This window comes from Paenibacillus sp. FSL H7-0943, assembly GCF_037963265.1.
GTDB lineage: Bacteria > Bacillota > Bacilli > Paenibacillales > Paenibacillaceae > Paenibacillus_AQ > Paenibacillus_AQ odorifer.
The window spans coordinates 4,900,131-4,913,161 of record NZ_CP150148.1 but is presented as its reverse complement, the minus strand read 5'-3'; the positions used below and the strand labels follow the sequence as shown (position 1 = coordinate 4,913,161).

The following is a 13,031-nucleotide window of genomic DNA, read 5'->3' as shown; positions in this document are numbered from 1 at the left end:
GTTGAGCCAGACAGAAACAGCAATAGGGTCGTCACGGCGTACAGGAAAGCGCACAAAACGGCAAAGACAACCCAATGAAATATCTAATATATCTAATTTGCTAATTAATATATTCTTTTGGATATACACAGCGATTTGTGTGGTGCCGCTGATCCTCGTAGTTATTGTATCGTTTTCGGACGAGAATTCCGTTATCCAGAACGGCTACAGCTTTTTTCCTAACAAGTGGGATATTTCTTCTTATGAATTTCTGTTAAAAGATTATTGGCAAATTATCGATGCAGCTTCCGTTTCGTTATTTGTGACTGTGGTGGGCACGATTCTGAGTCTTATCATTATGGCTATGTACGCTTACCCTATCTCACGTGGAGATTTTCCACATCGTAATTTCTTCTCATTTTTTATGTTTTTTACAATGTTGTTTAATGGGGGCCTTGTGCCTTGGTATCTGGTCTACACGCGCATGATGCATATGAAGGATACGTTATGGATTCTAATTATGCCGCTGCTGGTTTCTGCTTTCTTTGTTATCATCTTACGGACCTTTTTTGCCAATACCATACCGCCAGCTTTAATCGAATCTGCGAAGATCGATGGGGCACCAGAATTCCGGATCTTCGTTCAAATTATTTTGCCTTTGTCTATGCCAGTGTTAGCTACAGTAGGTTTGTTTCAGACCCTGGCCTATTGGAATGATTGGTACCTTAGTTTGATTTTTATCTCACCCGAAGGTCATGTCAATTTACAATACCTAATGTATAAGACGATGCTGAATGTTCAGTTCCTGACAGCAAGTCCTCAGGCGATGGCTGCCTTGGCTGCACAGGGTGTAGAAATCAATATTCCAACAGAAACGGTAAGAATGGCGATGGCTGTTATTGGTATCGGACCTATCGTGTTTGTATATTCCTTCTTTCAGAAGTATTTTATTAAAGGGCTTACCGTGGGTGCTGTCAAAGGTTAAGGACGATTGTAATGGCTTAATTCGGCCGCTTTATGCTAAGGTGTGAACGGCCGATTCAGCATATATAAATATTTTGAGGGAGGTTATGGTGTATATGAAAGCTGTTAGAAAAAGCGCACTAATGACACTATTGCTAACGATGGTACTGAGTCTTAGTTTAGCAGGCTGCGGTGGGAATAACGGGAATAATGAAGCAGCTTCACCTGCTCCAAGCGAAAATGCAACCGCTACCAATGCTGCTGCTACGGATGAGCCAGCCGCGGATCCTACTGCCGAACCGGCAAAAGAATTGGAGCCTTATACCGTCAAGTTAATCTATGTCGGTGCCGTGCAAAAGGATGAAAAAGCTGTAGAAGATGAAATCAATAAGTTATTGGAACCTAAAATCAACGCCAAATTGGATATCGCACCGATCGATTGGGGTCCATGGGACAATGATGTCAATCTGAAAATTGCGAGTCAGGAAAAATTCGATATCATCTTTACAGCTCAATGGAAGAACTACGTAACGAATGCAGCTAAAGGCGCTTATCTCCCGATTAATGACGATAGCGGCAAATATGGTAATCTCCTAAATGAATACGGCCAAGGAATTCTAAAAAATCTGGATCCACAATTCTTAAAAGGTTCAGCGATCAATGGTATGAATTATGCTGTTCCTACAAACAAGGAGCTGGCTGCACAAGGTGGGGTTGTCTATCGCTCCGATATTGCGGATGAACTGGGCATCGATATGTCAAATGTGAAATCCATCCAAGATCTGGATGCAGTTCTCAAAGTAGTGAAGGAGAAAAGACCTGACCTGACTCCATTGTATTTCAAACAAGGTGAGACCTTTAACTCACAATACATGGCACAATACGATACCCTTGGTGATGCTGCCATTCCTGGTGTTCTGCTTAAAGATTCCTCAGATACTAAGATTCAATCGATGATTGAGATGGATCGTTATAAAGAAATCATTAAACTTACTCGTGAGTATATGAAAAAAGGTTACATTAACAAAGACGCAGCTGTTGCTACGAATTCGACTCAGGATGCAATGAAGGCTGGCAATGTCTTTATGACAGTGCAATCGCTTAAACCGGGTAAAGATAGTGAGCTGGCTAACGCTACCGGCTTGGTTGGCAAGCTGAAACAAATTGCATTCAATGATCCAACGATTTCTACAAGTGATGCTGCTGGATCGATGCTTGCGATCTCCGCTTCCTCTGGTGATCCGGCTCGGGCCATGATGGTGCTAGATATTCTGCACACAGATAAAGATATCAACAATCTGCTTGTTTTCGGTATAAAAGGTGTGCACTATGAAGTCGTAAGTGGTGATACGATCAAAGCTACAGATAAAACAGCTGATTATAATACGGCTGCAGCTTGGATGCTTGGAAGTCAATTCCTGAACCCCGTGTGGGAAAGTGAGGCTCCAGACAAATGGGAACAATTCAAAGCCTTTAACTCTAAAGGTAAAGCCTCTGTAGCGCTTGGTTTCAACTTCGATGCCTCCTCAATGAAGACTGAAATGGCTGCTTGTAAAGCTGTAATGGATGAATACGACATCAGTTTGGATACGGGTTCTGTTGATCCTGATACCGTACTGACTAAGTATGCTGATAAGCTGAAAAAGGCAGGGCTCGATAAGATTATTGCAGAGAAACAAAAACAGCTGGATGCTTTCCTGGCTGCGCAAAAATAAAGCGAAAATGAATTCAAAAAAGGCTCTCCCCGGCAGGCTGATTTAGCCGGGGAGAGCCTTTTTATGATAGTACTTAGCGGAAGGAGCTGTCTATTCGCTTTGCGGCTTGAACAGCAAGGGTCCAAGCCAGTTCAGGAGTTAGCTCGCCTTTTTCAGCTTTGGTCAAGTATTCGAGCATGCTTGTCTCCACGTCAGCATGATGAGGGCCGTAATAGGTGGGAATTACTGCTTTTGCTGCTGACGAAAGGGTCAGACCAAGCTCTGAATTAGGAAAATAAGGATCATGCAGATCGTGGATTTCTGGGTCATCATAGATTTCGGGGGTGGAAGGGAAAGCCCCTTGTACCTTGAAAGAAACCAATTGCTGCGTTGGTTCGGTTAGCCATTTAATAAGAGCAAAGGATTCATCAGGATGATTACCTGTCTTTGGTAAGGTCAGAACGGAGCCTCCGCGATTAGCGCTGTTTTCTGGGATTTGTGTTACATTCCATAAACCGCTGGCAGTTGGAGCACTGCTCTTGATATGACCAATCATCCAAGCCGGACAGAGCATGACTGCAAAATCTCCGTTGAGCAGGCCTGCACCCCAGCGTTGGGTATCCACTGCAATACTGGCGGACAGATTTAGCTTAAGGGCTTGAATTGAGAAGTCCCAGGCTCGTTTGACCGCTGGATTATTGTCGAGGATCAATTCTTGCGTTGTGGGACTGTAATATTGAAGCTTGGACTGACGTAGAAGGGTGAGATAGAGGTTCTCCAAGTCATTTACAAAAGCTTTTCCTGTTCTCTCCTGTACTTTGGTGCCCGCTTCAAGGAATTGATCCCAAGTTTGGATTTCTTTAGCCACTTCCTCTGGTTTAGTAGGGAGGCCTGATAATGCGAATATATCCGTTCGATATAACATGGCATAGGGTCCAATTTCCGTTGGTAATCCGAAAATAAAATCATTACCCAGCACCTCCTGCCACTTCCAATTCAGAAATTGGTCCTTCAGATTGTCAGCTTCAAAGGTTTTTAGATTATAAAAATAGTCAGGAAATTGTTTGAAGCGATCCAAATAGCTAATATCAATGGCAGCCACATCCGGCGAACTATATCCAGCTGCGAATGAGGTCTGTAGCTTGGCTGGAAGCTGCGTGGAGGTGGAGGTCTGAATATGAATCTCTAGCTCGGGATGCTGGGATTGATACTGGTCAATGAGCGACTCAAGACCTGATCCAGCAGTGAGCCAGATGTTCAGCTGTATCGGGTCTTGTAAAGCGGTATCTTCCTTGGAAGGAGAGAGCTGACAACCACTTGTATTAAGTAACAAGCCAAATGTTAATAGGACAGTAATCAACTTACCATTTACATTCAAGAGAAACACACCTCTGCTTTATTTGTTGTGCTTCTGAAATTCCTGAGGAGTCATCCCCATGTATTTCTTGAAAATGAGACTGAAATACGCAGGATCCTTAAAGCCTACTAATTCGCTAACCTCATATACCTTGAGAGTAACATTCTCTAATAATTCAGTAGCTTTTTGAATACGAAGTTTGGTAAGAAAGCTAGAGAAAGGCTCCCCTACATCATCTTTAAACAATCGGCCGAGATAGGTAGGATTCATATACAGTTCGTCTGCGATCATCTTGAGGGAGAGATTTTCTTGGAGCCGGGAATTCATAACCTCAATCATCATAGAGATTACCCTGCGCGTTGCCTTTACTTGTAGTTGTTCAGTGAGCTGTGGAGAAGCCGAATGCATGGAGAGGTCTCTGAAAAAGATAACGGATGGCGTACTCTCTTTTTTGACCTGCTGACAAGCTTCCAGACTCTCATGATAGGCGGTTGCGAGTGCCCCCAATTGATAGTGAGGGTTAGAGACCCCTGCACAGAATGGCGATTTCAGAATGCCCGATAGCTTATGCAGCAGCTCTTGTGTCAATACCTCATCAACGCGGTTAGGCTGCTCAAGAGGATAGAATAATAGCATGATGGCTTCCTGCTCCTCTTGAATGCCAACAACGTTGGCATACAGCGCAAAACATTCTTCTAATATATTTATAACCGCTGCATACATGGCTTGTTCCGACCAGTTCTGTGGCATGCCCACTCCAAGATGGTTTACGGTTACGACTACAAAGGAATGAAAAGGAGGAATGAGTTGTTCTTCAAAATAGGGTAACGGGATGCCGTAAAGAAGATCAGATAAGCGTTTCTCCCGAAGGTTTTTTTCTCTTAGCTGCGTTAATTGCCTCTGCTGTTTCTTCAATTGAAGACGTTCATATACGCCTGTTGCGACTTCAAGAATATGTTCTACTGAATTTGGTTTAACCAAATATTCCTTTACACCATAACGGATGGCTTGACTGGCATAGGTGAAGTCCTGATAACCTGTGAGCAGCACGGTTTCAGTGTCTGGATAACATTCATGGATATGCTTTGCGAGTTCCAGCCCATCCATGCCGGGCATTCGGATATCGGATATCACCAGATCAACCATATGCTCTTTTAAGAATTGCACAGCCTCCAAACCGTTCTCTGCCGAGCCAATAATGCTAAAGTTGTGATTCGCACTTCCCAGCATTTCTGACAGAGAACGGCGAACAAAACTTTCGTCGTCCACGATTAACACATTCATCGTTGTGCCCCCTTAACTTTGATCATACTGTAATGGAACAGTGACCTTCACAAATAAGCCACCAAGCTCGCTTGTTGATAGCTGTAGACCAAATTCCTGTCCGTAGATCAGCTCTATGCGATGATTTAGATTAGATAGTCCAATTCCGGTATGAAGCAGCTTCTCCGGATTAACCTCACCGCCGACTAATGCGTCTGCCATACTTTCCTCACTCATGCCGTCCCCGTTGTCTTCTACAGTTAACACCAGAGATGTTCCTTCACTATAGGCGCGTATGCGAATTAGCCATACTTCCCGAAGTGTGGGTTCAAGTCCATGAGTAATGGCATTTTCGACAAGTGGCTGAAGGGTTAATTTCATTAGCTGGCCATTCATAACCTCAGGATTTACAAAAAGATCAATCTGCAATTTGTCCTCGTAGCGTAGCTTCTGGAGAAAAATGAACCGTTCTAATTGCTTTAAATCCTCCTCAACTGTAACGAATTCGGATCCGCGGTCAATACTATAGCGGAGCAGGTCACTTAGAGCGAGTACCATTTGGGACTCTTCCTGCATGCGTTTGTTGGCGAGCGACCAATAGATTGTATTCAAAGTGTTATAAAGAAAATGCGGGCGGAATTGCGCTTTGAGTGCTACGATCTGAGCTTGCTTTTCACTGATTTGTTTGCTGGATAGGTCAGCGATAGTATGATCCAGGTTTTGGAGCATCGAATTATAGCTTGAATAAAGGATAGCCATTTCTTTGTTCATGGTTGTTTTTACAAAAGGTAAAGTAGTTCCCCGTTCGACATTGCTCAGCTTGGTTGCCAGATTACGAAGGGGCTTGGATAGGGTCCAAGAGAAAAAGAAAGTGAATAGTAGGGCAGCACCCATCCCCAGCAGGCCAATTAAAATAATATTCCGGCGAATCGTATTTAAATCTTTAACAGCGTCTTTAGAATCAATGTAAGCAAAAACGCTCCACTCGCTATAGTCGGAATAGGCATAGGATACGAACAGATTGCGTGAGTTTATTTTTTGTGGAACGATTCTGGCTTTATGATTGCTGAATTGTTTTAGAAGCCCGTCGTTCATATAGAGTCCAATTTCTTTTGGATCTGTGGAATAGACAATGGTATTAAATGAATCAACAACTTGGATTTTCTCGTTTTTGCCGAGGTGAAATTGGCTGACAGCGTTATGGATAACCTCGACAGGGAGGACAAGAAACAGGGTTCCTAACCGGTTTAGATCATTCCAATCATTAATTTGTCTGGCTCCCATCACCACAGGGATATTACCGTTCTGCCATACATCTACACCGAACCAGACCATTCGGCCTTTATTCTGTGCTATAGCCGGGAACCAATAAGCATCGCGGATTTCCTTTTCACTGTCCCAGATGACCTTTAAGGAACTGCTGTTGGTATACACCTGATCATCGGACAGACCGAGCAGCTTGAACTGGATGTCAGAGTTTATGGAACGTGTCTGTTGATCTATGTAACGAGTAATTTCCATGGCGTCTGTACGAGGTGAACGTGACAACGCTAAGTCTCCCAAGGTTTCTTGAATCAAGGGACTGAACATGATCGTAGAAGAAAGCTTATCGTTATCCTGAAGAATTGCGTCCATTTTACCTTGAAGTTGCTTGACGGATTCCAGGATATATTGATTGGAGCGGTTTAGAACAGCTTGAGAGGAAGAGCGGTAGGACAAAAAAATGGTGAATCCTACGATGGTGAAGATGATTAGAGAGAAGCCCATGATTAATTGAACGAGGATGGAGATTTTTTTGGACATGTTATCCCTCGCATGTAAAAGATATTCTTCCATACATTGTAACAAAAGCAAATGAAAGCGAATATAGTCAGACGAAAAATAAACATATTTATAGAAAAAATCTCATTTTTTTCAGGGGAAACAGCGTGGTTGTCCAACAATATTTAATACAGCGTTAATCTTTCTTTACTTAATAATGAAACTTTTTATGGTGGCATGCGTCTAATACTATGTTTGTTATGACGATCGTGGCAAAAGCTTTTTGCCGCCCTACCGTGGGTGGCAGCATTTTGCGGGGAATATAAGAGGAGTATGAAAAAGACAGAGACCTACTTATATTTACAAATAGGAGCAGAGGAGTTATATCATGGATTTGAAAAAGTTAACGTTAGTTGCTGTTTTGGCCGTATCTCAGGCCGCCGCGGCAGTGCCGGCTTTTGCTGAAGCTGTCAATAATACCCCAAGTAATACTACTGTAGTTGGGACAGTCGTTTCAGCTGCGCCGGAGGTAATGCCAGAATCTACCGATCCATTGCCGCCATTGCCGACGGAGACGCCAGGAGGAGTAGTGTCACCAACACCAACACCAACTCCAATTCCTGCAGAGACAGTTGATCCTACGGCTACTGTTGAACCTACAGCAACAATTGCACCTACTGCAACACCGCTTCCAACTGCAACACCTGGAGTTACTACAGATCCTACTACAACAACAGATGGTGCTCGTGCTGCGGCTAGCAATCAACTTATCCTTATGATGAACAGCAACAAAATGTATCAGAACGGCCAAGAATATTTAGCTAATCAGCCTATGGCAGTGAAAAACGGCGTGTCCTACGTTTCGATCCGGGCTATGGTAGAACGTGTAGGCGTGAAATACGTTTATGATTATAAAACGAAAGAAACCATTGTTACCAAGGGAAGCGACGTTATGCGCTTTAAGACCGACAGCAAGGTCTATACAGTTAATGGTGAAAAGAAGACAATGAAAGGTCCAGCTTACCAATACAAGGGGACTTTCATGGTTCCATTGACATCCATAACTGGAGCACTGGGCATTCCATATACCGTTGATAATGTGCAAAAACGAGTAATCCTTACATTAAACAACAAACCTAAAGCTTCCTTCACAGTGCCAACTGAAATTTACGCCGGTGAACCAGTGACCTTCGTAACCTCCAGCTCGTCACCAAATGGTGTAGCTATTGTGGATGAAAGCTGGGGAGGTAACAAGCAGGATATCTATGATCAACCAGGATATTATGTAGTAACCTATTCCGTAATGGATGCGAATCAACAGTGGAGTGATCCTTACACCATGACCATCACAGTGCTTAAACCTAATACACCTCCAGTTGCTAATTTCACTACAGATAAGGATTCATACAAGATGGGTGAAATGATTACTTATACCGATCTAAGTAGCGATCCTGATGGTGATGAAATTACCGTAACTTGGACGAACAAAGCCGAGGCTTTCTTTACTCCGGGTCCAGCGACAATTGCGGTCCAAGTAAAAGATTCACACGGCGCGATCAGCACCTTTGAGAAAACCGTTAATATTTCGGATGAAATCTTGTACAGTAAAGAAGATTTCAACAGATTATTTGCATCTCCGGGCAGTGTGTTTAGCATCGATGGATCAATGGTTCCGACTTGGCAGCAAGTAGCTTATAATCTTTCTTCCGAGCCTTATAAACTAATTCGCAGCAACAGCCCAGAAACGGTGTATACAGAAGGTGTTACTTACCGTGAGACTTCATTGGGTAAAACCCGCTTCTTGATTCACCACAAGAATAACCTGAATATTAAAGCTAAAGTGTATGTGATTGCTACGAATAACAATTTGTACCCAACGACGCTTACAACCGAATATGTGGGCTTTGCAGGACCAAGCACATATCCTGAAGGTACTGGTAAAATGTCTGTAGAACGTTATTGGAAATCTATGCTTACAAATGAGCATTATAAAACGATTGTTCTGCAACCAGGGGAAAGTGTCTCAATTCTGACCGATCTAAACCAAATTGCTATGAAACCAAGTGAAATTGTTTCACTTCAAGCGGACTTATTTAGTGATTATCCAATCGATTATAACGTCATGTTGATTGATGCGAATAAAGATCCACTGACTACACTTCCAACACTTCCAGTTCTGGATCGAGACGGAGTGCATAATCGGGGAACTTACGAAGATTCTACTCGTATTATCACGGTTACCGATGAGGTAGGAAAAACTCCTGCAAAACTTCTGCTAGGCGATAATTCCAGTGATAAGAACCTGGCTGGCGTAGACCCAATGGCAGGTACGGAAGCTTCCAATGCCGGTAATTTCGGGGTATTATACAAGATCAGATTTGAAAATGTTGCACCAAACTCATTGATTACGTTTAATCCACGTGGCGGTAACTATATGGGACCGGTTATGGTTAATAACCAAATCGTGCATATGCCAAGCGTGGGAAGTCTCTCGAACGCTGACATGAACAGTGTGGTTTATCGTAGTGGTGAGTATGGCGGTTCTGTGGAGATTTTGTTCACAGCAGCCTCAGGCAGTAACTTGCCGGTCAATTTCCTCATCACTCCACTTCCAGCAAAGAAATAACAAATAGGAATATCCCTATAAGCTCTATTGGGGAATTATCTACAATAAAAGCCCGGCTGAATATTCCGTAAAGGAATACGCAGCCGGGCTTTTGTTTAAATATAATAATTCAGAGGTTGCGTAGGGGTGCTTCATGGTGCTTCATTGACGGGGCATTTATTTTGGGGCATTATTAAGAGAGTGAAATATAAATGAACTGATCTTATGGGAGATGAGCGTATGCTGTCGACAGAACAAATATTAGAAGTCATGTCGGGGCAAGGACTGCGAATCACCGACCAACGCAAAACGCTTGCCCAGTTATTCGGCGAGAATAAGGGATATTTGTCAGCGAAGGATGTATATGAGCATATGGGCCGCAAGTATAGTGGTCTTAGCTTTGATACGGTGTACCGCAATCTTCGTGTAATGGAAGAGCTTGGTGTGCTTGAACAGATTGTCTTTGAAGACGGAGTGAAGTTCAAGGGAAGCTGCAATCATCAGGATCATCACCATCATATGATCTGCCTTCAATGCCAAAAGACCTACCCGATTAATTTCTGCCCGATGAATTTAACGGATACACCCGATCAATTCCGGGTAGTCAAGCATAAATTTGAGGTGTTCGGTTATTGCAAAGAATGTGAAGAGAACCGGGAAGAAGAATTAGTTGCAGCATCAGATAAACAAAAGGGACTTTAGAAATGGTGACCCTACGCAGAACGATTCAGGCGCCTATTCGGGTGTACCGCAGGTACATTTCCCCTATTAAACCTGCAACCTGCCGCTTCTATCCAACCTGCTCCGCCTATGCCCTGGAAGCCATTGAAGTCCATGGTCCACTGAAAGGCTCATGGCTTGCAGCTAAGCGGATTGCCAGATGTCATCCCTTTCATCCTGGAGGACTTGATCCTGTGCCGCCTCTTCAAGATGAATCTGCTGAGAAGGATTCTGCCCCTGCGACTTGACATGGGGCCTTACCATTGGGTATATTCACAAGTAATAGTATGAATTCCGAAGAACGGATAAGTAAATCGTTACGTCCATTACAGAGAGCCGGAATATGCTGAAATCCGGTATGGAGCGTTAGATTGAATATGGTCCGGGAGGAACTGTGTTCGAGCGAGAACTGCAATTGTGGTTCACGTAAGATAACAGCGTGATCCAGCGTTAATGGACAGTTCCCGCGAGGGAACTGGCGAAGCCTGCGCTCTGTGAAGAGACAGGAAATTTGGGTGGTATCGCGTGAGTTATACTCTCGCCCCATTATGGGGGCGGGAGTTTTTTGTTTTTTTAATAAGAAAGGATGATTACTGAATGAGTGAGAAAAAAACGTTTTACCTAACGACACCAATTTATTATCCAAGTGACAAGCTACATATCGGACATGCTTATTCAACCGTGGCAGGAGACGCAATGGCCCGTTACAAACGTCTGCGCGGCTACGAAGTGCGTTATCTAACCGGTACAGACGAACATGGACAAAAGATCGAGCGGAAGGCAGAGGAAGCAGGAAAGACCCCTCAGCAGTTCGTAGACGACATTGTTGTTGGTATTAAGGAGCTATGGCGTAAGCTGGACATTTCGAACGATGACTTCATCCGTACTACGGAAGAGCGTCATAAAAAAGTGGTACAGGATATTTTTGATCGGTTGCTGCAGCAAGGAGACATCTATAAAGGTGAATATGAAGGCTGGTATAGTATCCCAGATGAAACATTTTACACAGAAACGCAATTAGTTGATATTGTGCGTGATGATAACGGCGTGATTACTGGTGCAAAAAGCCCAGATAGCGGCCACCCGGTTGAGCTGGTGAAGGAAGCAAGTTATTTCTTCCGGATGAGTAAATATGCGGATCGTTTGCTGCAATTTTACGAGGAGAATCCAGAGTTTATTTTGCCGGAATCCCGTAAGAACGAAATGATTAACAATTTCATCAAACCCGGACTGGAAGACCTTGCAGTTTCCCGTACAACCTTTGATTGGGGCGTAAAAGTTAAGGGCGACGAGAAGCATGTCGTGTACGTGTGGATTGATGCTTTGACTAACTATATTACTGCGCTGGGTTATGGTTCCGAGGATCGGACCTTGTATGACAAGTTCTGGCCTGCGGATGTACACATCGTTGGTAAAGAAATCGTTCGTTTCCATACGATTTACTGGCCGATCATTCTGATGGCGCTTGGTGAACCCCTTCCGAAAAAGGTATTTGCCCATGGCTGGTTGCTCATGAAAGATGGAAAAATGTCGAAATCTAAAGGTAACGTAGTTGATCCTGTGACACTGATTGATCGTTATGGCTTGGATGCATTGCGTTATTACCTGCTGCGCGAAGTACCGTTTGGTTCGGATGGCACGTTCACACCGGAAAGCTTTGTAGACCGGGTTAACTATGATCTTGCCAACGACCTTGGTAACCTGTTGAACCGTACAGGGGCTATGGTTGAAAAGTATTTTGCAGGCGAGATTCCGGCATATGAAGGAAATGTAACAGCATTTGATGGTGAGCTTCAAGCTGCGGCTGAGAATACTTATGCCAAAGTAGAAGAAGCTATGGAAAAAATGGAGTTCTCCGTGGCGCTGACAGCTATCGGAATATTCATTAGCCGCACCAACAAATATATCGATGAGACACAACCTTGGGTGCTTGCCAAAGATGAAAATAGAACCGCCGAGCTGGCTTCTGTGATGAGACATCTGGTGGAAGGTCTGCGTACCGCTTCAATCCTGCTGCAGCCGTTCTTGACACAAACACCAGCGAAGATCTGGGAACAGCTGGGTATTGAGCCTGGTGAGTTAACGACTTGGGATAGCGGTAAGACCTTTGGCCTGATTCCGGCAGGAACAAAGCTGGTGAAAGGCAATCCAATCTTTCCACGTCTAGATGTGGAGCAAGAGGTAGCTTATATTGCCGAGGCTATGGGCGCTGGTAAAGCTGCGGCTGAAGTGGCGGAAGCGGCTGCTCCTGCTGCTGCGGACTCCGAGCCAGTGGAAGAGCATAAAGAGGAAATCGGCATTGACGATTTCGCTAAAGCAGAGCTGCGGGTAGCTCAGGTTATTGCTGCAGAGCCAGTGAAAAAAGCTGACAAGCTGCTGAAGCTGCAACTGGATCTGGGTTATGAACAACGTCAAGTGGTTTCTGGTATCGCGAAATTCTATACACCGGAAGAGCTGGTGGGACGTAAAGTGATCTGTATCGTAAACCTTAAGCCGGTGAAGCTGCGTGGGGAGTTGTCCCAAGGGATGATTTTGGCGGCTTCTAAAGGTGACCAGCTAACGATCGCTACCGTGCCGGACAGCATGCCAAACGGAGCAGTAGTGAAATAAGACAATACTGTTGTAGAAATTTTTTAATGAGATTTGCTTGAACAAGGGAATGCTCCTTCAGCCGGGTTGGTTGTGGGAG

9 protein-coding genes and 1 other annotated feature are annotated in these 13,031 nt (G+C 44.1%); of the genes, 6 read left to right on the top strand and 3 right to left on the bottom strand.

Going from position 1 to position 13,031, the window contains the following annotated elements:
* Position 1: 1 nt before the first annotated feature.
* The gene (locus NSQ55_RS21615; protein ID WP_235219483.1) at positions 2-964 is read left to right on the top strand and encodes a carbohydrate ABC transporter permease; all 963 of its coding nucleotides are present in this window, start codon (positions 2-4) and stop codon (positions 962-964) included.
* A gap of 94 nt (positions 965-1,058) precedes the next feature.
* A complete protein-coding gene (locus NSQ55_RS21610; RefSeq protein WP_339169037.1) occupies positions 1,059-2,657 on the top strand; it encodes an ABC transporter substrate-binding protein in 1,599 nt (532 codons plus the stop codon).
* Positions 2,658-2,730: 73 nt separating this feature from the next.
* On the opposite strand, the gene NSQ55_RS21605 is transcribed toward NSQ55_RS21610, so the two are convergent.
* Genes NSQ55_RS21605 through NSQ55_RS21595 form a run of 3 tightly spaced genes read right to left on the bottom strand, consistent with a single transcriptional unit; the run spans position 2,731 to position 7,059 of the window.
* Positions 2,731-4,014 (bottom strand): extracellular solute-binding protein, encoded by a 1,284-nt coding sequence (locus tag NSQ55_RS21605; RefSeq protein ID WP_076306152.1) that lies wholly within the window; start codon positions 4,012-4,014, stop codon positions 2,731-2,733.
* An 18-nt stretch (positions 4,015-4,032) separates the two neighbouring features.
* Positions 4,033-5,277 (bottom strand): response regulator, encoded by a 1,245-nt coding sequence (locus tag NSQ55_RS21600; protein WP_339169036.1) that lies wholly within the window; start codon positions 5,275-5,277, stop codon positions 4,033-4,035.
* Between the two features lie 12 nt (positions 5,278-5,289).
* The gene (locus tag NSQ55_RS21595) at positions 5,290-7,059 is read right to left on the bottom strand and encodes a sensor histidine kinase (protein ID WP_076134511.1); all 1,770 of its coding nucleotides are present in this window, start codon (positions 7,057-7,059) and stop codon (positions 5,290-5,292) included.
* Positions 7,060-7,405: 346 nt separating this feature from the next.
* Here NSQ55_RS21595 and NSQ55_RS21590 point away from each other — a divergent pair, with 346 nt between their 5' ends.
* The 4 genes from NSQ55_RS21590 to metG all read left to right on the top strand — a co-directional run bounded on the left by NSQ55_RS21590 (position 7,406) and on the right by metG (position 12,952).
* Complete coding sequence (locus tag NSQ55_RS21590) at positions 7,406-9,643, top strand: copper amine oxidase N-terminal domain-containing protein (RefSeq protein ID WP_076303980.1); 2,238 nt, start codon at positions 7,406-7,408, stop codon at positions 9,641-9,643.
* 219 nt (positions 9,644-9,862) lie between these two features.
* Entirely contained in the window at positions 9,863-10,324 is a 462-nt protein-coding gene (locus NSQ55_RS21585; protein WP_036682896.1) for a transcriptional repressor, read from the top strand.
* Between the two features lie 2 nt (positions 10,325-10,326).
* The gene (yidD, locus tag NSQ55_RS21580; protein ID WP_036682893.1) at positions 10,327-10,590 is read left to right on the top strand and encodes a membrane protein insertion efficiency factor YidD; all 264 of its coding nucleotides are present in this window, start codon (positions 10,327-10,329) and stop codon (positions 10,588-10,590) included.
* A 40-nt stretch (positions 10,591-10,630) separates the two neighbouring features.
* Positions 10,631-10,891, top strand: a binding site (T-box leader).
* A gap of 48 nt (positions 10,892-10,939) precedes the next feature.
* Entirely contained in the window at positions 10,940-12,952 is a 2,013-nt protein-coding gene (gene metG, locus NSQ55_RS21575; RefSeq protein ID WP_339169033.1) for a methionine--tRNA ligase, read from the top strand.
* The last annotated feature ends 79 nt before the right edge of the window (positions 12,953-13,031 follow it).

Excerpts from the sequence above, each read along its gene's own strand:
- NSQ55_RS21585 (WP_036682896.1), top strand. The coding sequence starts at position 9,863 with ATGCTGTCGACAGAACAAATATTAGAAGTCATGTCGGGGCAAGGACTG.
- NSQ55_RS21590 (WP_076303980.1), top strand. The coding sequence starts at position 7,406 with ATGGATTTGAAAAAGTTAACGTTAGTTGCTGTTTTGGCCGTATCTCAG.
- NSQ55_RS21600 (WP_339169036.1), bottom strand. The coding sequence starts at position 5,277 with ATGAATGTGTTAATCGTGGACGACGAAAGTTTTGTTCGCCGTTCTCTG.
- metG (WP_339169033.1), top strand. The coding sequence starts at position 10,940 with ATGAGTGAGAAAAAAACGTTTTACCTAACGACACCAATTTATTATCCA.
- yidD (WP_036682893.1), top strand. The coding sequence starts at position 10,327 with ATGGTGACCCTACGCAGAACGATTCAGGCGCCTATTCGGGTGTACCGC.
- NSQ55_RS21610 (WP_339169037.1), top strand. The coding sequence starts at position 1,059 with ATGAAAGCTGTTAGAAAAAGCGCACTAATGACACTATTGCTAACGATG.
- NSQ55_RS21595 (WP_076134511.1), bottom strand. The coding sequence starts at position 7,059 with ATGTCCAAAAAAATCTCCATCCTCGTTCAATTAATCATGGGCTTCTCT.